The organism is Bradyrhizobium sp. (assembly GCF_050014615.1).
Lineage (GTDB): Bacteria > Pseudomonadota > Alphaproteobacteria > Rhizobiales > Xanthobacteraceae > Bradyrhizobium.
This window is the reverse complement of the sequence record NZ_JBEKCZ010000006.1, coordinates 18,364-38,028: the sequence shown is the minus strand read 5'-3', so window position 1 is coordinate 38,028 and position 19,665 is coordinate 18,364. Positions and strand designations below refer to the sequence as shown.

20 protein-coding genes are annotated in these 19,665 nt (G+C 64.0%); 14 read left to right on the top strand and 6 right to left on the bottom strand.

Features of this window, described 5'->3' with window-relative positions:
• Nucleotides 1–2: 2 nt before the first annotated feature.
• The 4 genes from ABR948_RS01920 (at nucleotide 3) to ABR948_RS01905 (ending at nucleotide 3,384) form a co-directional block, all read left to right on the top strand.
• Nucleotides 3–575, top strand: coding sequence for a cob(I)yrinic acid a,c-diamide adenosyltransferase (locus ABR948_RS01920; protein ID WP_428113656.1), 573 nt, complete (start codon nucleotides 3–5; stop codon nucleotides 573–575).
• 111 nt (nucleotides 576–686) lie between these two features.
• Complete coding sequence (locus tag ABR948_RS01915; protein WP_428113655.1) at nucleotides 687–1,436, top strand: electron transfer flavoprotein subunit beta/FixA family protein; 750 nt, start codon at nucleotides 687–689, stop codon at nucleotides 1,434–1,436.
• Nucleotides 1,437–2,381 carry an electron transfer flavoprotein subunit alpha/FixB family protein gene (locus ABR948_RS01910; protein WP_428113654.1) on the top strand — a complete coding sequence of 315 codons (945 nt, stop codon included), beginning with the start codon at nucleotides 1,437–1,439 and terminating at the stop codon, nucleotides 2,379–2,381.
• A gap of 121 nt (nucleotides 2,382–2,502) precedes the next feature.
• Nucleotides 2,503–3,384 (top strand): 3-hydroxybutyryl-CoA dehydrogenase, encoded by an 882-nt coding sequence (locus tag ABR948_RS01905; RefSeq protein WP_428113652.1) that lies wholly within the window; start codon nucleotides 2,503–2,505, stop codon nucleotides 3,382–3,384.
• Nucleotides 3,385–3,402: 18 nt separating this feature from the next.
• On the opposite strand, the gene ABR948_RS01900 is transcribed toward ABR948_RS01905, so the two are convergent.
• Together ABR948_RS01900 and ABR948_RS01895 are read right to left on the bottom strand one after the other, a co-directional pair.
• On the bottom strand, nucleotides 3,403–3,567 hold the full coding sequence (locus tag ABR948_RS01900) for a hypothetical protein (protein WP_428113651.1): 165 nt from the start codon (nucleotides 3,565–3,567) through the stop codon (nucleotides 3,403–3,405).
• A gap of 5 nt (nucleotides 3,568–3,572) precedes the next feature.
• A complete protein-coding gene (locus ABR948_RS01895; protein WP_428113650.1) occupies nucleotides 3,573–3,956 on the bottom strand; it encodes a tautomerase family protein in 384 nt (127 codons plus the stop codon).
• 105 nt (nucleotides 3,957–4,061) lie between these two features.
• Here ABR948_RS01895 and ABR948_RS01890 point away from each other — a divergent pair, with 105 nt between their 5' ends.
• Nucleotides 4,062–4,919 carry a LysR family transcriptional regulator gene (locus ABR948_RS01890; protein ID WP_428113648.1) on the top strand — a complete coding sequence of 286 codons (858 nt, stop codon included), beginning with the start codon at nucleotides 4,062–4,064 and terminating at the stop codon, nucleotides 4,917–4,919.
• Nucleotides 4,920–4,982: 63 nt separating this feature from the next.
• Entirely contained in the window at nucleotides 4,983–5,183 is a 201-nt protein-coding gene (locus tag ABR948_RS01885) for a putative motility protein (protein ID WP_428113646.1), read from the top strand.
• A gap of 490 nt (nucleotides 5,184–5,673) precedes the next feature.
• On the opposite strand, the gene ABR948_RS01880 is transcribed toward ABR948_RS01885, so the two are convergent.
• A complete protein-coding gene (locus ABR948_RS01880; protein ID WP_428113644.1) occupies nucleotides 5,674–6,396 on the bottom strand; it encodes a GntR family transcriptional regulator in 723 nt (240 codons plus the stop codon).
• 161 nt (nucleotides 6,397–6,557) lie between these two features.
• Between ABR948_RS01880 and ABR948_RS01875 the strand changes: the two genes are divergently transcribed.
• From ABR948_RS01875 to ABR948_RS01860, 4 genes are read left to right on the top strand one after another with little or no spacing between them, the layout of a single operon-like run.
• A complete protein-coding gene (locus ABR948_RS01875) occupies nucleotides 6,558–7,451 on the top strand; it encodes a VOC family protein (protein WP_428113643.1) in 894 nt (297 codons plus the stop codon).
• A 19-nt stretch (nucleotides 7,452–7,470) separates the two neighbouring features.
• Nucleotides 7,471–9,045, top strand: coding sequence for a bifunctional 3-(3-hydroxy-phenyl)propionate/3-hydroxycinnamic acid hydroxylase MhpA (gene mhpA, locus ABR948_RS01870; RefSeq protein WP_428113641.1), 1,575 nt, complete (start codon nucleotides 7,471–7,473; stop codon nucleotides 9,043–9,045).
• Between the two features lie 40 nt (nucleotides 9,046–9,085).
• Nucleotides 9,086–10,393, top strand: a complete 1,308-nt coding sequence (locus ABR948_RS01865; protein WP_428113639.1) for an MFS transporter — start codon at nucleotides 9,086–9,088, stop codon at nucleotides 10,391–10,393.
• A gap of 42 nt (nucleotides 10,394–10,435) precedes the next feature.
• The gene (locus ABR948_RS01860) at nucleotides 10,436–11,284 is read left to right on the top strand and encodes a fumarylacetoacetate hydrolase family protein (RefSeq protein ID WP_428113638.1); all 849 of its coding nucleotides are present in this window, start codon (nucleotides 10,436–10,438) and stop codon (nucleotides 11,282–11,284) included.
• 9 nt (nucleotides 11,285–11,293) lie between these two features.
• Here the strand turns inward: ABR948_RS01860 and tlpA are convergent, their stop codons facing one another.
• Nucleotides 11,294–11,965, bottom strand: coding sequence for a thiol:disulfide interchange protein TlpA (gene tlpA, locus ABR948_RS01855; protein WP_428113636.1), 672 nt, complete (start codon nucleotides 11,963–11,965; stop codon nucleotides 11,294–11,296).
• Between the two features lie 143 nt (nucleotides 11,966–12,108).
• Between tlpA and argH the strand changes: the two genes are divergently transcribed.
• The 3 genes from argH (at nucleotide 12,109) to lysA (ending at nucleotide 15,312) form a co-directional block, all read left to right on the top strand.
• Entirely contained in the window at nucleotides 12,109–13,506 is a 1,398-nt protein-coding gene (gene argH / locus ABR948_RS01850) for an argininosuccinate lyase (protein WP_428113635.1), read from the top strand.
• A 90-nt stretch (nucleotides 13,507–13,596) separates the two neighbouring features.
• Entirely contained in the window at nucleotides 13,597–13,875 is a 279-nt protein-coding gene (gene lptM, locus ABR948_RS01845) for an LPS translocon maturation chaperone LptM (protein ID WP_428113633.1), read from the top strand.
• 171 nt (nucleotides 13,876–14,046) lie between these two features.
• Nucleotides 14,047–15,312 carry a diaminopimelate decarboxylase gene (gene lysA / locus ABR948_RS01840; RefSeq protein WP_428113632.1) on the top strand — a complete coding sequence of 422 codons (1,266 nt, stop codon included), beginning with the start codon at nucleotides 14,047–14,049 and terminating at the stop codon, nucleotides 15,310–15,312.
• Nucleotides 15,313–15,351: 39 nt separating this feature from the next.
• Here the strand turns inward: lysA and ABR948_RS01835 are convergent, their stop codons facing one another.
• Nucleotides 15,352–16,239, bottom strand: coding sequence for an NAD(P)-dependent oxidoreductase (locus tag ABR948_RS01835; RefSeq protein WP_428113630.1), 888 nt, complete (start codon nucleotides 16,237–16,239; stop codon nucleotides 15,352–15,354).
• Nucleotides 16,240–16,395: 156 nt separating this feature from the next.
• Nucleotides 16,396–16,776, bottom strand: a complete 381-nt coding sequence (locus ABR948_RS01830; protein WP_428113628.1) for a carboxymuconolactone decarboxylase family protein — start codon at nucleotides 16,774–16,776, stop codon at nucleotides 16,396–16,398.
• A gap of 173 nt (nucleotides 16,777–16,949) precedes the next feature.
• Between ABR948_RS01830 and ABR948_RS01825 the strand changes: the two genes are divergently transcribed.
• A complete protein-coding gene (locus tag ABR948_RS01825; RefSeq protein ID WP_428113626.1) occupies nucleotides 16,950–19,520 on the top strand; it encodes a TIGR02302 family protein in 2,571 nt (856 codons plus the stop codon).
• Nucleotides 19,521–19,665 lie beyond the last annotated feature (145 nt).

Genomic DNA, 19,665 nt, shown 5'->3' with positions numbered 1-19,665 from the left:
ATATGGTCGTCCTCAATCGTATCTACACGCGGACCGGCGATGACGGCACCACGGCGCTCGGCAGCGGCGAACGCCGCCCGAAATACGACCTGCGCATCGGCGCCTATGGAACCGTCGATGAGACCAACGCCGCCATCGGCATCGTGCGGCTGCATCTGACGGAGGCGCGCGCGCTCGATGCGATGCTGGGCCTGATCCAGAACGATCTGTTCGATCTCGGCGCCGATCTTGCGGTACCCCAGCGCGAGGGCAAGGCGGAACGGTTGCGGATGCTGTCGAGCCAGGTCGAACGTCTCGAACGCGACATCGACAGCCTGAATGGGCCGCTGGCGCCCTTGACCTCGTTTATACTGCCCGGCGGCACGCCGGCCGCGGCGTATCTGCATCTGGCCCGCACCATATGCCGCAGGGCGGAACGGATGATGGTGGAACTCGCGGCCCAGCCCAACGAGCCGGTCAGCGATGCGGCGATCCAGTATATCAACCGGTTGTCGGATTTCCTGTTCGTCGCCAGCCGCGCCGTCAACAATAACGGCGCCGGGGACGTCTTGTGGGTCCCCGGCCAGAACCGCTGACCGCGCCCTGTCGGGGCGATTTTTGGCCTTCGCGCGTTGACCGGGGTTGGCGGGGGCTTTAGGTTCCGCGCCCAAGCTGAACAAACCTGAAATTCAAGCGAAAGAGGGTCGATGAAGGTTCTGGTGCCGGTAAAGCGGGTGGTCGATTACAACGTCAAGGTCCGCGTCAAGAGCGACGGATCGGGCGTCGAACTGTCCAACGTCAAGATGTCGATGAATCCGTTCGACGAAATCGCCGTCGAGGAGGCCCTGCGCCTGAAAGAGGCCGGCAAGGCAACCGAGGTCGTGGTGGTCTCGATCGGTCCGGCGCAGGCGGCTGAAACCATCCGCACGGGATTGGCCATGGGCGCCGACCGCGGCATCCTGGTCAAGGCGGACGGCAATGTCGAACCGCTGGCGGTGGCGAAGATTCTCAAGGCCATTGCCGATGAGGAAAAGCCCGGCCTGGTGATTCTCGGCAAGCAGGCGATTGACGACGATTCAAATCAGACCGGCCAGATGCTGGCCGCTCTGCTCGGATGGTCGCAGGCGACCTTTGCCTCCAAGCTCGAGGTCGATGGTTCCGATTTCAAGGTGACGCGCGAAGTCGACGGCGGCCTGCAAACCGTGAAACTGAAGGGGCCGGCGATCGTCACCACCGACCTGCGGCTGAACGAGCCGCGTTACGCCAGCCTGCCCAACATCATGAAGGCGAAGAAGAAGCCGATCGCCGACAAGAGCGCGTCCGATTACGGCGTCGATCTCACCGCCCATCTCGAAATCCTCAAGACCACCGAACCGCCGGGCCGCAAGGGCGGCGTCAAGGTCAAGGACGTCGCCGAGTTGGTGTCGAAGCTCAAGAATGAAGCTGGGGTTCTCTAGATGACGACGCTGTTGATTGCCGAACACGACAATGCCTCGGTCAAGGACTCGACCAACAAGGCGCTGACCGCCGCCGCCGCGCTCGGCGGCGAAGTGCATGTGCTGGTGGCCGGCGAAAATGCCAAGGCCGCCGCGGACGCCGCCGCCAAGCTCGCGGGTGTCAAGAAGGTGCTGCTCGCGGACAACGCCGCCTATGCCCACGACCTCGCCGAGCCGCTGGCGGCGCTGATCGTGGCGCTGGCCCCTGGCTACGACGCCTTCGTCGCGCCCGCGACCTCGCGCTTCAAGAATGTGATGCCGCGCGTCGCCGCTTTGCTCGACGTGATGCAGGTGTCGGAAATCATCAAGGTGATTTCGCCCGATACGTTCGAGCGGCCGATCTATGCCGGCAACGCGATCCAGACGGTGAAATCGAAAGACGCCAAGAAGGTGATCACCGTGCGCACCTCGACCTTCGCCGCGGCCGGCGACGGCGGCAGCGCGAGCGTGGAAAATGCCGCGACTGCGGCCGATCCCGGTTTGTCGAGTTTTGTCGGCGAGGAAGTCGCCAAGAGCGATCGTCCCGAACTGACGTCGGCCAAGATCATCGTTTCCGGCGGCCGCGCCATGCAGAGCCGCGAGAATTTCGCCAAATATATCGAGCCGCTTGCCGACAAGCTCGGCGCCGGCGTCGGCGCCTCGCGCGCCGCGGTTGACGCCGGCTATGCGCCGAACGACTGGCAGGTCGGCCAGACCGGCAAGGTGGTGGCGCCGGAACTCTATATCGCGATCGGCATTTCCGGCGCGATCCAGCATCTCGCCGGCATGAAGGATTCCAAGGTCATCGTCGCCATCAACAAGGATGAGGACGCCCCAATCTTCCAGGTTGCCGATTACGGCCTGGTCGCGGATCTGTATCAGGCGGTTCCCGAACTGACCGAAGCGATCGGCAAGCTCGGAAAGTAACTAAGATCGAAACCAGGATCGGAACGACGGGTATATTTCGCAAAATGGCGACCGATTTGCGATAAGAATACGGGCAAGGGAATGAGCGGCGCTGTAGGCGTCGCTCCGGTGAGATGGCAAAATGGCGGTTATGATCAAGAAGGTCGGCGTGATTGGTTCGGGCCAGATGGGCAACGGCATCGCGCATGTGGCGGCGCTGGCCGGGTTCGACGTGGTGCTCAACGATGTGTCCACCGACCGGCTGAAGTCCGCCATGGCGACCATCAACGGCAATTTGTCGCGTCAGGTCTCCAAGAAGATCGTTACCGAGGACGCGCGCAAGCAGGCGCTGGAACGGATCGTTTCCGCCGACACCATGGACGGATTGTCGGATTGCGATCTGGTGATCGAGAGCGCGGTGGAAAAGGAAGAGATCAAGCGCAAGATCTTTCACGATGTCTGCGCGGTGCTGAAACCGAGCGCCATCATCGCCTCCAACACCTCGTCGATCTCGATCACGCGGCTGGCCGCGTCGACCGATCGGCCCGAACGTTTCATCGGCATTCACTTCATGAACCCGGTTCCGCTGATGGAACTGGTCGAACTGATCCGCGGCATCGCCACCGACGACACCACCTTCGACGCCGCCAAGGATTTCGTCACCCGGCTCGGCAAGCATATCGCGGTTTCCGAAGATTTTCCGGCCTTCATCGTCAACCGCATCCTGCTGCCGATGATCAATGAGGCGATCTACACGCTGTATGAGGGCGTCGGCAACGTCGAGGCGATCGATGCTGCGATGAAGCTCGGTGCGCACCACCCGATGGGGCCGCTTGAACTCGCCGATTTCATCGGCCTCGACACCTGTCTGTCGATCATGCAGGTGCTGCATGAAGGTCTGGCGGACTCCAAATACCGGCCGTGTCCGCTATTGGTAAAATATGTCGAGGCCGGCTGGCTCGGCCGCAAGACCCAGCGCGGCTTCTACGACTATCGCGGCGACAAGCCGGTTCCGACGCGGTAGCTCCCCCGCTCTCTTTACTCAGATCAAGGCCCGTACCAACGCCAGGGCGGCGGGGGCGAGGCCGATAATCATCGTCGCGCCCGCCCCGAGCCCGAGCAGATGGGCGGCAAGAGCCACGCGCGTATCGTTCTGACGGCAGCGCATCACTGCAACTCCGCTCATGCGCGGCGACAGCGCGGGCATCGCGGTCACTTGACGTACTGCGCCTGGCCGTGGCCGAAAGACCAGTTTTCCGGAAGCACCTCGACCAGATTGATGAAAATGTCCTCAGGCCGCAGGCCGGGATTTTCGGTCAATCGTTCGACGATGCGCCGATAGAGCTTTTGCTTTTGTGCCGTCGGGCGCGTGTTGCTGACGGTGATCTGAATGATGACCAGATCGTCGCTGCGCTGGATGCCGAGATAATCCGCGCCATAAACGAAATCGTCTTGGTCATGCTCGGTCACGGTCATGAAGCGGTCGCCCTCGGGGACATCGAAGGTCTCGCGCATGGCCTGATAGAGGCCTTCAAGAATGGCCTTGCGGTAAGGGGCGGGCTTGCCGCGCCTCAGTGAAACGCGTGTCAGCGGCATGGTGATTCTCCTGTGTTGGTCGTTGGGCACAGACCAAAGATAGGAGCTTCTTGACCATTTAAAAACGATATGAAATACTATTTCAATGATTTCATATATAAATGAATGACCATGAAAGCGCTCGATGTCGAGGCGGTCCAGGCCTTTGTCCTGGTGGCTGACCTGAACAGCTTCACCCGTGCCGCGGAGGCGATGGACACCACGCAGTCCGCAGTCAGCCTGAAGATCAAGCGCCTGGAACAGGGGCTCGGCCGGCGGCTGCTGGAGCGAACCCCGCGGCTGGTTCGGCTGTCCGCGGAGGGCAGCGCCTTTCTCGGCGCGGCGCGCAATCTCGTCGCCGCGCATCAGTCGGCGATCGGGGCTTTTGCCGTCGAACATCGCCGCCTGGTCGTCGGCATCAGCCATCACATCGTCGGCGCCGAACTGGCCGCTTTATTAAAGCGCATGAGCGCCACCGATCCCGGGCTGGTGTTGGAATTGCATATCGACACCTCGCGCGTCGTGCTGGAGGCGTTCGACGGCGGTACGCTGGACGCTGCGATCGTGCTCGGGCACGACGCCCATCGCCGCGACGGCGATGTGTTGTTCGAAGAGCCATTCGGCTGGATGGCCGCGCCCGATTTTCATCGCGAGCGCGGCGAGCCGCTGCGGCTTGCGACCCAGGCCGAGCCTTGCAGCGTGCGCGCCATGGCGATCGGTGCTCTCGATGCTGCGGGCGTGTCCTGGACCGAGGTGTTTGTCGGCGGCGGGCTGGCAACCATTGGTGCTGCGATTTCCGCGGGTCTGGCGGTGGCGGCGCTGGCGCGCCGGGTGGCACCATCCGGCACCGTCGATCTCGGACCACGGCTGGGTCTGCCCCCGCTGCCGTCCCGCGAGGTCATCCTTCATTCCAAACTGTCTGATCCACGGACGCGCCGGGCGCTGCGCACCCTCGGCGCCGCTTTCGCGGCAAACGCGGCCTGATCCCAAGAGAGGAAATGGATCGTTAAGGCCTGCCCGGTATTCTGGCGGCTTGGGGATGTTTGTATGGATATGAGTCTAGTATTCGCGGCTATGGCCCTTCAAGCGGGCAAGTTCCAGACGCAGGTCGCCACCGACATCTTGAAGTCGAACGCCGACGCGGAGAAATCCGCGGTCCAGACGCTGCTGGGGACGGGCGCGCAAGATGCTTCGTCGTTGGCCAATGTGGCGGACGGTGTCGGCGGCAATGTCGACGTCTCGGCCTAGAGATTCTGCCGCGTCACGGGTCCGCGGACTTATCGTTCGCGCTCAGGCTGGCTTGCTTTCGGTGGCACGACGATGACGCCAGCGTTGGGGTGATGATCGCCGGCGAGCGCTCCCTGCCGGACGCCATCACCTGGCATTCGTCCATCAAATAGGAACGGCCGTGTTCCATTCGCGCTGGCAGCGGCCGGCGTTTGCGATTGTCCAGACTTGGTATCTTGCGCATTGGCCGCGGTCGCAGCCAGTGCCGACACAAACGCGATGGCTAGTCTCGACATGACGGGGTTTTCCTCTTGCGCGCGGGACCAAGGCGCGGCGGCACGATTCAGTTTCGGTTACCATCGTGGAGGAACTGAGCGCCGGGATGGCGGCCATCCAGACCGCCCGCCGAGCCTTGGCTGGCTCTGTGCCGCCGTATGCGAGTTCGCTTCGGTGCCCGCCAAGCCAGATCGGGAGAGTTTTATCCGACGCGCGCCGACACAATACCGGCGCCCTAGCCGAGCTGTTGCTCCCTGCGCAGTTCCGGGAAAATCGCCTCGTCCTGCAGGATCACGTCGGCGGTTTTCTGGTAATGCGCCGTGAGCAGTTTCACCGCCTCGTCGGCGTCGCCGCTCATCACGGCGTTGGTGATGGCGAGATGCTCGTCGCCGACATGGCGCGACGGGAACGCTTTGCGGATCGAAAGCCGCCGGTAGCGGTAGAGCTGATCGGCGAGCTGTCCGCAGAAGGCGACCAGCGACGCCGATCCGCAATGTCCGATCAGCGTCCGGTGGTAAATACGATGCAGCCGCTCCCATTCGGGATTGTCCTCGAATTCGGTCTGGTTCAGCGAGCGCGGCGTTCGACCCAAGCGATGCTGCGCCAGCAATAGCTGCTCCTCCCAAGGCGGCGTCGAGGCCGCCATCGATTCGCGCAACGCCAGGCTCTCCACCCAGCAGCGCGTCTTGGTGAGCTCGGCCAGCTCGGCGCGGCTGATGTCCCTGACATAGAAACCGCGCTGCTCGCGCACTTCGACCAGCCCGTCGGCGGTCAGCCGGTTGAGCGCTTCGCGCAGCGGCGTCTGTCCGGTCTGATACATCTCGATCAGGACGCGCATCTGCAGCTTGCGTGAGGGCGCGAGCCTTCCGGACAGCAGGTCTTCGCGCAACCGGTCATAGACATTGCTCGCCTGCGTCGACGGCGCGGGGGCCAACTGAAGTGCCGCTGTGGTGTCCACGCGCTCGCCTCCTTCGGCCGCCGCTCGAATCTTATCCTATATATTCTAACATCAGATCTGATAATTTATAGATTTATTTTTGAAAGTAGGTTTTATATAAGATAAGTCGCTGGGCCGTTTTTGGCAATCTCGGCGGCGGCGATCTTGCAAGGATGAGCGCGGTGACCCGGTTTCCCATCACGGCTTTGCGCAGTGTCGATCTCGGGACGCCGGATCTCGATCGCTCCGAGCAGTTTTACGTCGCGGTGTGGGGACTGGGGGTGGTCGCGCGTCACAACGGCGTGGTGTATCTGCGCGCCGATGGCGGTGATCATCATGTCGTGGCGTTGCACGCAAGTACGCGGCCGGAACTGCGCGCGGTGACGTTTCGCGTTGCCTCGATGGACGACTTTGCCGCGGTCGCGGACAATGTCGTCGTGCAGGGCGGTCATATTATCTCCCCGGTGGTGCCGAACGAAGCGCCGGATGGCGGCAGCGTCATGACCGTGCGCGGACCGGAAGGCGGCCTGCTGCGCTTTGTGCATGGCGATGCCGTGCACGCCGCCAAAAATCCTAGGGCCGATCGGCCCCAGCGACTGGCCCACGTCAATCTCAACAGCATCGATGTCGATGCGTCGGCGGGGTTCTATGAGAAGGCGCTCGGCTTCCGCCTCACCGACCGCTCGAAGATGATGGCCTTCGTCCGCTGCAACAGTGATCACCACGCCGTGGTGATCACCGAGGCCAACGTCAACGGGCTCAACCACGTGGCTTTCCAGATGCCCGATCTCGAAGCCGTGATGCGGGGCTCCGGACGCATGATCGATAATGGTTTTCCGATCGCCTGGGGCGTCGGACGCCACGGCCCCGGCGATAATGTGTTTGCGTACTTCATCGACCCGGTCGGCTTCGTCATCGAATACACCGCCGAAGTGCTGCAGGTCGACGACAGCTATGTTTTTCGCGGTCCGAGCGAATGGGTCTGGCCGCCGGGCCGCACCGATCAGTGGGGCATCGCGCCGCCCAAGGCGGATCACGTCAAGGCGGCGCAGGTCGCGATCCCCTATGCAAGCTGAAATCCACCGAACAGCGTCGATGTCGACCGCGATCAAACCGAACGAGTTTCAGGTCGTGATCGTGGGCTTCGGTCCCTCGGGCGTGGTGGCGACCAGCCTGCTCGGCGACCGCGGCATCCGCACGCTGGCGATCGACCGGCAGCGCGCGGTCTACGACAAGCCGCGCGCGATCGCGATCGATCACGAGATCCTGCGGCTGTTGGACAATCTCGGCGTGGCCGAGCGCGTGCGCCCCTATATCGCGCCGTTTCCGGCCTCGCAGCATTTCGGCGCCAGGGGACAATTGATCCGGCGCATCGACATGGTGCCGGAGCCTTACCCGCTGGGGTACACGCCGAGCATGGTGTTCACGCAGCCGCCGGTGGAGGCGGCGTTGCGGCACCACGCGCAGTCCTATCGCAGCGTGACGGTCGAACTCGGCATTGAACTCGTCAGTTTCGCGCAATCGACCGACGGCGTCACGCTGCATCTGCGCAGCGATAGCGGCGAGACGCGCACGGTCACATCAGATTATGTCATCGCCTGCGATGGCGCCTCCAGCACCGTGCGACAGCAGCTCGGCATACCCTTTGAAGACCTGGTGTTCGACGAGCCGTGGCTGGTGGTGGACCTGCAGGTCGGTGACGCCGCGCTTGCAAAATTGCCGCAGACCGCGGCGCAGTTCTGCGATCCGGCGCGGCCGACCAGCTTCATCATCGGCCCCGGCCAGCATCGCCGCTTTGAAATCATGTTGCTGCCGGGCGAAGACCCGCGCGCCATGGAAGAGCCAGACCAGGTCTGGCGACTGCTCGAAAAATGGCTGACGCCTGCCGGCGCCACGCTGTGGCGCGCGGCGAGTTACCGCTTCCACGCGCTGGTGGCGGAGGAATGGCGGCGCGGGCGCGTGTTGCTGGCGGGTGACGCCGCTCACCAGCAGCCGCCCTTCATCGGTCAGGGCATGTGCCAGGGCATCCGCGACGTCGCCAATCTGGTCTGGAAACTCGATCGGGTATTGCGCGGCCAGTCGAGCGCGGCTCTGCTCGATAGCTATGGCGAGGAGCGCAGCGCCCATGTGCGCGAACTCACCACCCGGATCAAGGCGATCGGCCACGTCATCTGTGAGCGCGATCCGGTTGCAGCCGAAGCGCGCGACGCCCGTATCCTCGCCGAAGGCAACGGCGAACCCCGCACCATCACCCGGCAGGACATCGTCCCGCCGCTGCAGCGCGGATTGCTCGCCAATGCCTCGCACGCGGCCAACGGCACGCTGTTTCCGCAACCGTGGATCAAGACCGCCGAAGGGCGACGATTGCTTGATGCCGCCTGTGGCACCGGATGGCGCCTCGTCATCGATGGCGGCAGTGGCCTTGCAACCTCCTCCATCGCCGATGGTCCGGCGCGCGACCTCGGACTGCGGATCATCCGTGTCGGTACGGCCGACGGCAACGCTGGCGAAAAGACGGTGACGGAAGAAAGCGGCGTCGTCGCGCGCTGGTTCGGTCGGTACCAATGCGCCGCGGCGATCGTGCGTCCCGATCATTACGTGTTCGGCGTCAGCGCCGATGCGACATCGCTCGCCGCGATGATGTCCGATCTCTCGTCACGGCTGCAATGAAGCAACGCAATAACAAAATGGACCATACGGGGAAACAGCCATGACACCATCGCAAGCGATAAGTGCGGAGCCGGCCGGGCGAGGCCGGGCTTTCGCCGTTGTCATCATGCTGTTTCTGTTCCAGACGCTGAACTTCTTCGACAAGCTGGTGTTCGGCCTGTCGGCGGTGCCGATGATGAAGGAGCTGGCGCTGTCGCCGAAAGAATTCGGGTTGATCGGCAGCAGTTTCTTTCTGTTGTTCTCGCTGTCGGGCATGGCGGTCGGGCTGTTCGTGATCGGGCGCTTTCCGACCAAATGGATTCTGATCATCCTTGCGGCGGTGTGGTCGGCGACGCAGATCCCGATCTTCTTCTCGAGTTCCGTCGCAGTGCTGATCGCCTGCCGCATCGTTCTCGGCGCCGGCGAAGGTCCGGGGCTGCCGACCGCGCTGCACGCCTGTTACAACTGGTTCGCCGCCGACAGGCGCAGCGTGCCGAGCGCGGTGGTGCTGCAGGGCATCAGCGTCGGGCTCCTCGTCGGCGGCCCGTTTCTCACCGCCATCATCGTCAATTACGGATGGCGCACCGGCTTCTTGGTCTGCGGCCTGCTCGGTCTGGCCTGGATGCTGGCGTGGGTCGTGATCGGTGGCGAAGGGCCGTACGCCGCCACCCATGCCAGCCACGACGCGCTGCCGTCGGCTGCGACGGTGCCGGCGAAGCTGCTGTGGGGCGATCCGACCGTGATCGGCGTCATCATCATGTCGACGATGTCGTACTGGATCGTCGGCATGTCGGCGACCTGGCTGCCGCCCTATCTGCAACTCGGCCTCGGCTACAAGCCGACCGACGTCGGCTGGATCATCTTCGGCATCTATCTGTTCCAGTCGCCGCTGCTGCTCGGCGGCTCCTGGATCACGCAGATCATGCAGCGCAGCGGCTGGAGCCTGCGCGCCTGCCTCGGCAACACGTCAGGACTGGCGTTGCTCGCCGCCGGTTGTGCGCTGCTGCTCACCCTCGTCACCACCGGACCGTTGCAGCTGGTCTGTATTGCGATCGCCTTTGCGGCGCCGAGCCTGACCACGATCTTCGGACCGGTCGCGCTTGGCGCGGTGGCGCCGGCCGTCCAGCGTGGACGGCTGATCGTCGTGATCTATTCCGGCAACGCGGCGTCGGCGCTGCTCTCGAATGCGCTGACCGGCTGGATCGTCGGCGAGGCCGGAGCCAACGTCGCGCTCGGCTATGCCTACGCCATGACATTCACCGCCGGCATCCTGATCGTCGGCGCTATCGCGGCGTTCGCGCTGATATTCCCGGAACGCACCATTGCACGCTTCGCCAGCATGGCCCCAATGGCCGCGCGTGCCGTCTAATTCCCTCCAACACCGTCGCACTCAAACATCAGGACACATCCAATGAAGTTCGCAAGTTTCAAAATCAACGGCGTCACCAGCTGGGGCCTCATCGACGGCGCCGAAGCGGTCGACGTCGGCGCGCTGCTGCGCAATCAGTTTCCCGATCTGAAATCCGCCATCGCCGCCGGCGCGCTGGCGCAGGCCGCCGCCGCGGCGCCGAAGGCCGCGCGGCATCCGATCACCGGCATCAGCTGGCTGCCGGTGATTCCCAATCCCGACAAGATCCTCTGCATCGGCCTCAATTACGAGACGCACCGCAAGGAAACCGGCCGCACCGAGGTCGAGAACCCCACCGTGTTCGGCCGCTTCGCCAACAGCCAGACCGGGCATCTCGCCAACATCATCCGCCCGCGCGTATCGAAGGATCTCGATTTCGAAGGCGAACTCGCCGTCATCATCGGCACGCCGGGCCGGTATATTTCGCGTGCGAAGGCGTGGGACCACATCGCGGGATACGCCTGCTATAATGAAGGCAGTGTCCGCGATTATCAGCGTCACACCCATCAGTTCACGCCGGGCAAGAATTTTCCGGGAACCGGCGCGTTCGGACCCTGGATGGTGACGCCGGACGAGGCCGGCGATCTGGCGCCGCTGCGGCTGCAAACCCGCCTCAATGGCGAGGTGGTTCAGGACGCGACCATCAGTCAGATGATTTTCGATATTCCGCGCCAGATCGAATACTGCTCGTCGTTCACGCGGCTGGAACCCGGCGACGTGATCGCCACCGGCACGCCCGGCGGCGTCGGCTCACGGCGAACCCCGCCATTGTGGATGAAGCCCGGCGACGTCGTGGAGGTCGAGATCGACCGGATCGGCCTGCTGCGCAACGGCATCGCCGACGAAGCGTAACAAGGCAGGTTAGCCCGGAGGCGTTACCGCCGCCGTGATTAGCTTGACGGCATCGTCGCTGGCCCATTCCGCGGGGCCGGCGATGGTGGCGATCTCGCAGCCCTGGCCATCGACCAGCACCGAAGTGGGCATGCCCAGCGCCCGGCCGATCGATTTAAGATCCTGAAAAACCTTGGCTTTCTGATCGCTGAAATTGCCGATTCGGGTCAGATGGGCGTCTTTGAGGAAATTCTTCGGTTTTTCCGGATCGCGGGTATCGATATTGATCGCGACCACCTCGAATTTCGGCCCGCCGAGCTTGATTTGCAGGTTTTCGAGCGCGGGCATCTCCTTGCGGCAGGGCACGCACCAGGTCGCCCACAGGTTCACCAGCACCGTGCGGCCGCGCCATTCCGAGAGCTTTCTGGGCTTGCCGTCGCCGTCTTCGAAGGCGAGGTCCGGCAGCTTCAGCGGCGCCGTCGCCATGGTCAGCGCGGCCACCTCGCCATGCGCCAAAGGTGCCAGCCTTTGCGAAAGCTCGACCGCCCCGGCGCAAGCGGAATCGCCGGCCGCCGCACGGCGTTTCAGCCCGCCAAAGCCGTATACCCCGGCAAATCCGATCACGGCCCCGATCAGGACGGCCCCGACGACATAGGGAATCCGCCGCGTCGCAGCCGCAGGGGGATTGGGTTGTTCAGGCATATCGTTTGTCATCCTGTATCAGATACGGCTATGCAGGGCTTCGGTTACATCACCGGCGGCACGACGCATTCCCTCGGCAGGCGCAATGATGCAGGTGCAATGATGAATGGCAGGCACAAGTAACAAGTCATGAGTAACAGGTCATGAGCAACAAGATGTGGGGCGGCCGGTTCAGCGAGCGTCCCGATGCGATCATGGAGGAAATCAACGTCTCCATCGACGTCGATCGCCACCTTTACGCCCAGGACATCGCCGCGTCCAAGGCCCATGCCGCGATGCTGTCCGCGCAAGGCATTATCACGGCAAACGATGCGAAAAATATCGCCAGGGGTCTAGACACGATTTTGTCAGAAATCGGCAAGGGATCGTTCGATTTCAAGCGCGCGCTCGAGGACATTCACATGAATGTCGAGAGCCGGCTTGGCGAGCTGATCGGGCCTGCCGCGGGAAGGCTGCACACCGCGCGTTCGCGCAATGACCAGGTCGCCACCGATTTCCGGCTCTACGTCCGCGACACCATCGACGAGACCGATGCGGCGCTGGCCGCGTTCCAGCAGGTGCTGGCGCAGCGCGCGCTGGAACATGCCGGCACGGTGATGCCCGGTTTCACGCATCTGCAGACCGCGCAACCCGTGACGTTCGGGCATCATCTGCTCGCCTATGTCGAGATGGCGGCGCGCGACCGCGGCCGCTTCGCCGATGCGCGCAAGCGCCTGAACGAATCGCCGCTCGGGGCCGCGGCGCTGGCCGGCACCTCGTTTCCGATCGATCGCAGCGCGACCGCGAAGGCGCTCGGCTTCGACCGGCCGATGGCCAATTCGCTCGACGCGGTTTCGGATCGCGATTTCGTGCTCGAAACCCTGTCGGCGGCGGCAATCGCGTCGGTCCATTTGTCGCGCTTCGCCGAGGAAATCGTGATCTGGACCTCGCCGCTGGTCGGGCTGGTGCGCCTCAGCGACAAATTCACGTCCGGCTCCTCGATCATGCCGCAGAAGCGCAACCCCGACGCCGCCGAACTGGTGCGGGCCAAGACCGGCCGGGTGATCGGCGCGCTGACCGGCTTGCTGATCGTGATGAAGGGCCTGCCGCTGGCCTATCAAAAGGACATGCAGGAGGACAAGCAGGGCGCGATGGAGGCGTTCGCGGCGCTCTCGCTGGCGATCCGGGCCATGACCGGGATGGTCGCCGATATCGTGCCGGACCAGGCGCGGATGAAGGCCGCGGCCGGCGAAGGCTACGCCACCGCCACCGATCTGGCGGACTGGCTGGTGCGGACGCTGAAAATGCCGTTCCGCGACGCCCATCACGTCACCGGACGCATCGTCGCCAGGGCCGCCGCGGATGGCGTCGCGCTGCATCTTCTGCCGTTGCAGGCGATGCAGGCGATCGAGCCGAAGATTACCGCCGCGGCATTGGCGGTGCTGTCGGTCGAGGCCTCCGTGAAGAGCCGCACCAGCTACGGCGGAACCGCGCCGAGGAACGTCCTGGCGCAGGCCAAGGCCTGGCTCAAGCGACTGGAAAAAGAGCGAAAATTGGGCTGAGCCGCGATTCTCGCGGGAAATTCACTTGCCCGCAGGTCTCGCCAGACCAAGGCAATCTTTGTATGGTGCCGCCGCATTGGGGATTTTGTCGTGAATCGCAACTACCGCCCGATATCTCGGGGATGGGCCATCATCCTTTTGAGCGCCGCCGTGCTTGTGCTCGGAGGCTGCGGCCGCAAGGGGCCGCTGGATCTGCCGCCGACCGCGTCGTCGCAGCAGCAGCAGCCGGCTGCCGCCGCGCATGCCGATACCGACCCGGCGAGCCAACCGAGCGTGTACAATCCGAGCTTTGGCGCCGATGCGCCGCCGACCGCGGCCAAGGGCACCAAGAAACCGTTCGCTCTCGACCCGCTCCTGAATAGCAACTGAGCTGGTGCGGTGGATTTGACATTCGCTACAGTTTTTCCGCGAGTCCTCGTTGCGAATGTCAAATCCAGGGCCGCACCAGGACCATAATTTTGCTAGTGTTCCTTTGGGTTCTAACATTCGCAAAGGTACTCGCTGCGAAGGGATGCGAATGTTAGAACTGGAACACTAGCCATGAATCACTTCGACTATCGCAACGGCGTGCTGCACGCCGAGGCGGTGAATCTCTCTGATCTGGCGACGGCGGTCGGCACGCCGTTCTATTGTTATTCGACCGCGACCCTGGAGCGCCATTACCGGGTTTTCAGCGACGCCTTTGCCGACGAGAAGGCGCTGGTCTGTTACGCCATGAAGGCCAATTCCAACCAGTCGGTGCTGCGTACGCTGGCGAAGCTCGGCGCCGGCGCCGACGTGGTTTCCGGCGGCGAGCTGAAGCGTGCGCTGGCGGCCGGCATTCCGCCGCGCAAGATCGTGTTCTCCGGGGTCGGCAAGACCGAAAGCGAACTGCGCGCGGCGCTGGCGCAAGACATTCTGTGCATCAACGTCGAATCCGAGCCTGAGCTCGAATTGCTGTCGCGGCTGGCCGTCGAGTCCGGCAAGACGGCGCGGATCTCGATCCGCATCAATCCCGACGTCGATGCCGGCACCCATGCCAAGATCGCCACCGGCAAATCCGAGAACAAGTTCGGCGTCCCGCTCGCCCGCGCCCGCGCGGTCTATGCCCGCGCCGCAAAGCTGCCGGGGATCGAGGTGACCGGTACCGACATGCATATCGGCAGCCAGATCACCGACCTCAGCCGGATGGAAGCCGCGTTCCGCATTCTGGCGGAATTCGTGCAGACGCTGCGCGCCGACGGCCACACCATCTCGCATATCGATTTCGGCGGCGGCCTCGGCATTCCCTACTACATGGATCGCGAACCGCCTCCGGCGCCGGATGCCTATGCCGCGATGGTCAAGCGCGTGACGCATAACCTCGGCTGCACGCTGATGTTCGAGCCGGGACGGATGATCGTCGGCAATGCCGGCATCCTCGTCACCCGCGTGATCTATGTGAAACCCGGCGACGCCAAGAACTTTGTCGTCATCGATGCGGCGATGAACGACCTGATCCGGCCGACGCTGTATGAGGCGCATCACGACATCCTGCCGGTCCGCGAGGCCGGCAAGGGCGCGCGCACCATTGTCGCCGATGTGGTCGGGCCGGTCTGCGAGACCGGCGATTATCTGGCGCTTGACCGCACCCTTCCCGAGCCCAGGGCCGGCGACCTCTTGGCGATCATGACCGCCGGCGCCTACGGCGCGGTGCAGTCCGGCACCTACAACACCCGCGCGCTGGTGCCGGAAGTGCTGGTCAAGGACGATCAATATGCGGTGGTGCGGCCGCGCATCGAGGTCGACGAACTGATCGCGATGGACAGGCCGGCGCCGTGGCTGTGAGCCGTCGTCCCTGCCCATGCAGGGACGACGAAATTAGTTTTACTTTCCGCCCACCACCACGCCGGCCGCTTTCTCGATCGGCTTGATCGCCGAGGTGAAATCGGACTCCGGGCCCATTTCGCGGATCACGACTTCCCACAGCCGCCCGACCGCTTCGGCGACTTCCAGCGACATCCCGAGCGCCTTGGCCTCTTCCAGGCAAAGCCGGACATCCTTGACCATCAGTCCGGTTGCAAAACCGAAATCGAAGCTGCGCGGCAGGATCGAGCGCGGAAACTTGTCGCGGCTCGCGGTGTTCATGCCCGAGCCCGCATTGATCACGTCGATCATCACGGCCGGATCGAGCCCCGATTTGACGCCCATCACCACCGCCTCCGATGTCGCGACCACGGCGGTAGCCGACAGCAGGTTGTTGGCGAGCTTCATGGTCTGCGCCGAGCCGGGCTTTTCGCCGATGAAGAACACTTTGCCGATCACGTCGAGCGCGGGTTTTATCGATTCGAAATCGGCCTTGGGTCCCGACACCATGACCGCGAGCGTTCCCTTTTCGGCGCCGCCGACACCGCCGCTGACGGGGCTGTCGAGCTGCACGATGTTGTTTTTCGCCAACAGATCATGAATCCGTACCGCCATGTGCGATCCGACGGTGGAGAGATCGACGAAGCGTTTTACCCTTTTGCCTTCGATCACGCCGCCGCTGCCGGTTGCGACCTCCAGCGAGGCCTGCAGCGAAGGCAGGCTCGCCAGCACGGTCTCGGCACGGTCGGCGACGTCTTTCGGCGAGGAAGCCGCCTGCGCGCCGAGCGCAACCAGCTGGTCGACGGCTTCCTTGCGCTGGTCGAATACGACGAGCTGATGCCTGGCCTCGACCAGGCGGCGGGCCATGGGAAAGCCCATTTTCCCAAGGCCGATGAATCCGATGTCCATGGTGATGTGTCCCTAAGGTTTCTTCTCAACGTCATTGCGAGGAGCGAAGCGACGAAGCAATCCATTCTTCATCTGCGGCTCGATGGATTGCGTCGCTTCGCTCGCAATGACGGATTTAAACGGCTCGTGGTCTGGCGGAATTCCGGAGTGGAACCCTCAACCCTTGTCCAGCTCAGCGAACACTTCGCGCGCAATGCGGAAGCTGTCGACGCCCGCCGGCACGCCAGCATAGATCGCCACCTGCATGAAGATTTCGCGAATCTCGTCCCGGCTGACGCCGTTGGTCAGGGCGCCCTTGATATGCGCCCGCAATTCGTGCGGCCGGTTGAGGATCGAGATCATGGAGAGATTGAGCATGCTGCGGGTCTTGCGCGGCAGTTCCTCGCGGCCCCACACCGCGCCCCAGCAATATTCGGTGACCAGTTCCTGGAACGGCTTGTTGAATTCGTCTGAATTTTTCAGGGCGTTGGCGACATAGGCTTCGCCCAGCACCGCTTTGCGAATTTCCAGTCCCTTATCGTGGGTCTTCTTGTCCATGGTGTTTCCTTAAGGCTTGCCTTGATGGCTCGGGAACCGACGTTACGGGGTCGGCGTCCCCCCGTCACGCCTTCGTGCTATGCGTATTTTCGGGTGTGGGTTCCCCGTCCTGGACAGGTGCCTCACTGCCGCCGTTGTGTTAGGGTTGCTGCTTCGGCAACCTGGAGAGTTTGTTGAGCGGCACCACCCCCGACCCGTCGGAGCCAGCACGCGACCCTGATGCCGTCGCACGGCTGCAGCTAACACAGGCCCTGCAGCGGGCTCAATATGCCATCGCGTGGGAGCGGTTCTGGCCGCATCTGGCCCGGCTTTTGACGGTCGTTGGACTGTTCCTGGTGGTATCCTGGGTTGGATTGTGGCTGGCGCTGCCGTTCCTCGCCCGCGCCATCGGGCTCATCCTGTTCGTGATTCTGGCGCTGGGCGCCCTGTTTCCGCTGTTGCGGTTTCGCTGGCCGAGCCGCCAGGAGGGCCTGAGCCGGCTCGACCGCGGCACCGGCATTCGCCATCGCCCGGCGACCGCGCTGACCGATACGCTGGGCACGCAGGATCCGGTCGCCCTGGCGCTGTGGCAGGCGCAGCGCGAACGCACCTTGGCATCGATCAAGCGCATCCGTGCCGGCCTGCCGTCGCCGCGGCTGGCGATCCACGATCCCTGGGCGCTGCGCGCGCTGATCGCGGTGATGATGGTCGCGGCCTATGTGGCTGCCGGAGACGAGCGGGTGATGCGGGTCGCGGCGGCGTTCGACTGGAACGGCGTTTTGGCGCCGGCCAATGTCAGGGTCGATGCCTGGGTGACACCGCCACTTTATACCGGCAAGCCACCGATCATTCTGTCGGCGGCGAACAAGGAAGCCGCTTTGCCCGCGGCGGGACCGTTGCCGGTTCCGGCGGGCAGTACGCTGATCGTGCGCTCCAGCGGCGGCACGCTCGACGTGGTCGCCGGCGGTGGCGTGACCGAGGCGGTGGTGGCCGAGCAGGCGCCCAAGGGCACCAATGAGCGGCATTTCACCATCGCCGGCGACGGCACGGTGCATGTCCGCGCGCCCTCGGGTCAGCCGCAATGGAAATTCAGCGCCATTCCCGACCGCACCCCGACCATTGCGCTGGCGAAGGATCCGGAGCGGCAGGCCCGCGGCTCGCTGCAGATGTCCTACAAGATCGAGGACGATTACGGCGTCACCGAAGCGCGGGCGCTGTTCGTCCGCCGCGCGGGTGCTGCGAAGGATGGCGCCGAAGCGCGGCCGCTGTTTGAGCCGCCGCAATTTCCGCTGGTGCTTCCCAATGCGCGGACGCGCAATGGCGTCGGCCAGACCGTCAAGGATCTCAGCGAGGATCCCTACGCCGGCGCCGATGTGACGCTGACCCTGACGGCCAAGGACGAGGCCGGCAATGAGGGCCGCAGCGAGCCGTTCAACCTGCGACTGCCGGAGCGGCTGTTCACCAAGCCGCTGGCGCGGGCGCTGATCGAGCAGCGCCGTATTCTGGCGCTCGACGCCAATCAGAACGGGCAGGTCTATGACGCGCTCGATGCGCTGATGATCGCGCCTGACCTGTTCATGCCCGAGACCGGCCAGTATCTCGGCCTCTACAGCGTCGCGCGTCAGCTCGAGGCCGCGCGTACCGACGATGCCATGCGCGAGGTCGTTGCCAGCCTGTGGGCGCTCGCCGTCACCATCGAGGATGGCGACATCACCGATGTCGACAAGGCCCTGCGGGCCGCGCAGGAGGCGCTCAAGCAGGCGCTGGAAAACGGCGCCAGCGACGAAGAGATCAAGAAGCTCACCCAGGACCTACGCGCCGCGCTGGACAATTTCATGCGCCAGCTCGCCGAGCAGCTGCGCAACAATCCGCAGCAATTGGCGCGGCCGCTCGATCCCAATACCAGGGTGATGCGCCAGCAGGATCTCAACAACATGATCGAGCGCATGGAGCGGCTGTCGCGCTCCGGCGACAAGGAGTCCGCCAAGCAGTTGCTCGAACAGCTGCAGCAGATGCTGGAAAACCTGCAAATGGCGCAGCCCGGCCAATCCGGCGAAGGCGACATGGAGCAGGCGCTGAACGAACTCGGCGACATGATCCGCAAGCAGCAGCAGTTGCGCGACAAGACCTTCAAGCAGGGCCAGGATTCGCGGCGCGACCGGCTGCACGGCAAGGGCGATCAAAATCTGGGCGACCTGCAGCAGGACCAGCAGGGCCTGCGTGACCGGCTCAAGAAATTGCAGGAACAGCTTGCCAAACGCGGCATGGGGCAGGGCCAGCGCGGCGAGAAGGGGCAGCAGGGCCAACAAGGCCAGCAGGGCCAGCAAGGTCAGGACGGCGATCCGCAAGCCGGTGACGGCGAGGACGGCCTCGGCGAGGCCGATAGCGCGATGGGCGACGCCGGCGGCAAGCTCGGCGAGGGCAATGCCGATGGCGCCGTGGATTCCCAAGGCAAGGCGCTGGATGCGCTGCGCAAGGGCGCCCAGAATCTCGCCGAAGCGATGCAGCAGGGCGATGGCGACGGCCAGGGCGATGGCCCCGGCAATCGCGCCGGACGGCAGCAGAGCGGCGGCAACCAGAGCGATCCCCTGGGTCGGCCGCTGCACGGGCGCGAATTCGGCGACGACCTGACGGTGAAGATTCCCGGTGAAATCGATGTGCAGCGGGTGCGCCGGATTCTGGAAGAACTGCGCCGCCGCCTCGCCGATCCGCAGCGTCCGCAGATCGAGCTCGATTACATCGAGCGGCTGCTCAAGGATTATTAGGCGTCAATCCTCTTCGGTCGTCATCGCCCGCGAAAGCGGGCGATCCAGTATTCCAGAGACAGTAGTATTCAAATCGATAAGCCGCGGCGTACTGGATACCCCGCTTTCGCGGGGTATGACGAGGCGAGGATGCAGCCTCGTTTAA

Bases quoted from the DNA above. Each gene is read 5' to 3' on its own strand.
- ABR948_RS01920 (WP_428113656.1), top strand. From the start codon at position 3: ATGGTCGTCCTCAATCGTATCTACACGCGGACCGGCGATGACGGCACC.
- ABR948_RS01915 (WP_428113655.1), top strand. From the start codon at position 687: ATGAAGGTTCTGGTGCCGGTAAAGCGGGTGGTCGATTACAACGTCAAG.
- ABR948_RS01910 (WP_428113654.1), top strand. From the start codon at position 1,437: ATGACGACGCTGTTGATTGCCGAACACGACAATGCCTCGGTCAAGGAC.
- ABR948_RS01905 (WP_428113652.1), top strand. From the start codon at position 2,503: ATGGCGGTTATGATCAAGAAGGTCGGCGTGATTGGTTCGGGCCAGATG.
- ABR948_RS01900 (WP_428113651.1), bottom strand. From the start codon at position 3,567: ATGCCCGCGCTGTCGCCGCGCATGAGCGGAGTTGCAGTGATGCGCTGC.
- ABR948_RS01895 (WP_428113650.1), bottom strand. From the start codon at position 3,956: ATGCCGCTGACACGCGTTTCACTGAGGCGCGGCAAGCCCGCCCCTTAC.
- ABR948_RS01890 (WP_428113648.1), top strand. From the start codon at position 4,062: ATGACCATGAAAGCGCTCGATGTCGAGGCGGTCCAGGCCTTTGTCCTG.
- ABR948_RS01885 (WP_428113646.1), top strand. From the start codon at position 4,983: ATGGATATGAGTCTAGTATTCGCGGCTATGGCCCTTCAAGCGGGCAAG.
- mhpA (WP_428113641.1), top strand. From the start codon at position 7,471: ATGTCGACCGCGATCAAACCGAACGAGTTTCAGGTCGTGATCGTGGGC.
- ABR948_RS01865 (WP_428113639.1), top strand. From the start codon at position 9,086: ATGACACCATCGCAAGCGATAAGTGCGGAGCCGGCCGGGCGAGGCCGG.
- ABR948_RS01860 (WP_428113638.1), top strand. From the start codon at position 10,436: ATGAAGTTCGCAAGTTTCAAAATCAACGGCGTCACCAGCTGGGGCCTC.
- tlpA (WP_428113636.1), bottom strand. From the start codon at position 11,965: ATGCCTGAACAACCCAATCCCCCTGCGGCTGCGACGCGGCGGATTCCC.
- argH (WP_428113635.1), top strand. From the start codon at position 12,109: ATGAGCAACAAGATGTGGGGCGGCCGGTTCAGCGAGCGTCCCGATGCG.
- lysA (WP_428113632.1), top strand. From the start codon at position 14,047: ATGAATCACTTCGACTATCGCAACGGCGTGCTGCACGCCGAGGCGGTG.
- ABR948_RS01835 (WP_428113630.1), bottom strand. From the start codon at position 16,239: ATGGACATCGGATTCATCGGCCTTGGGAAAATGGGCTTTCCCATGGCC.
- ABR948_RS01830 (WP_428113628.1), bottom strand. From the start codon at position 16,776: ATGGACAAGAAGACCCACGATAAGGGACTGGAAATTCGCAAAGCGGTG.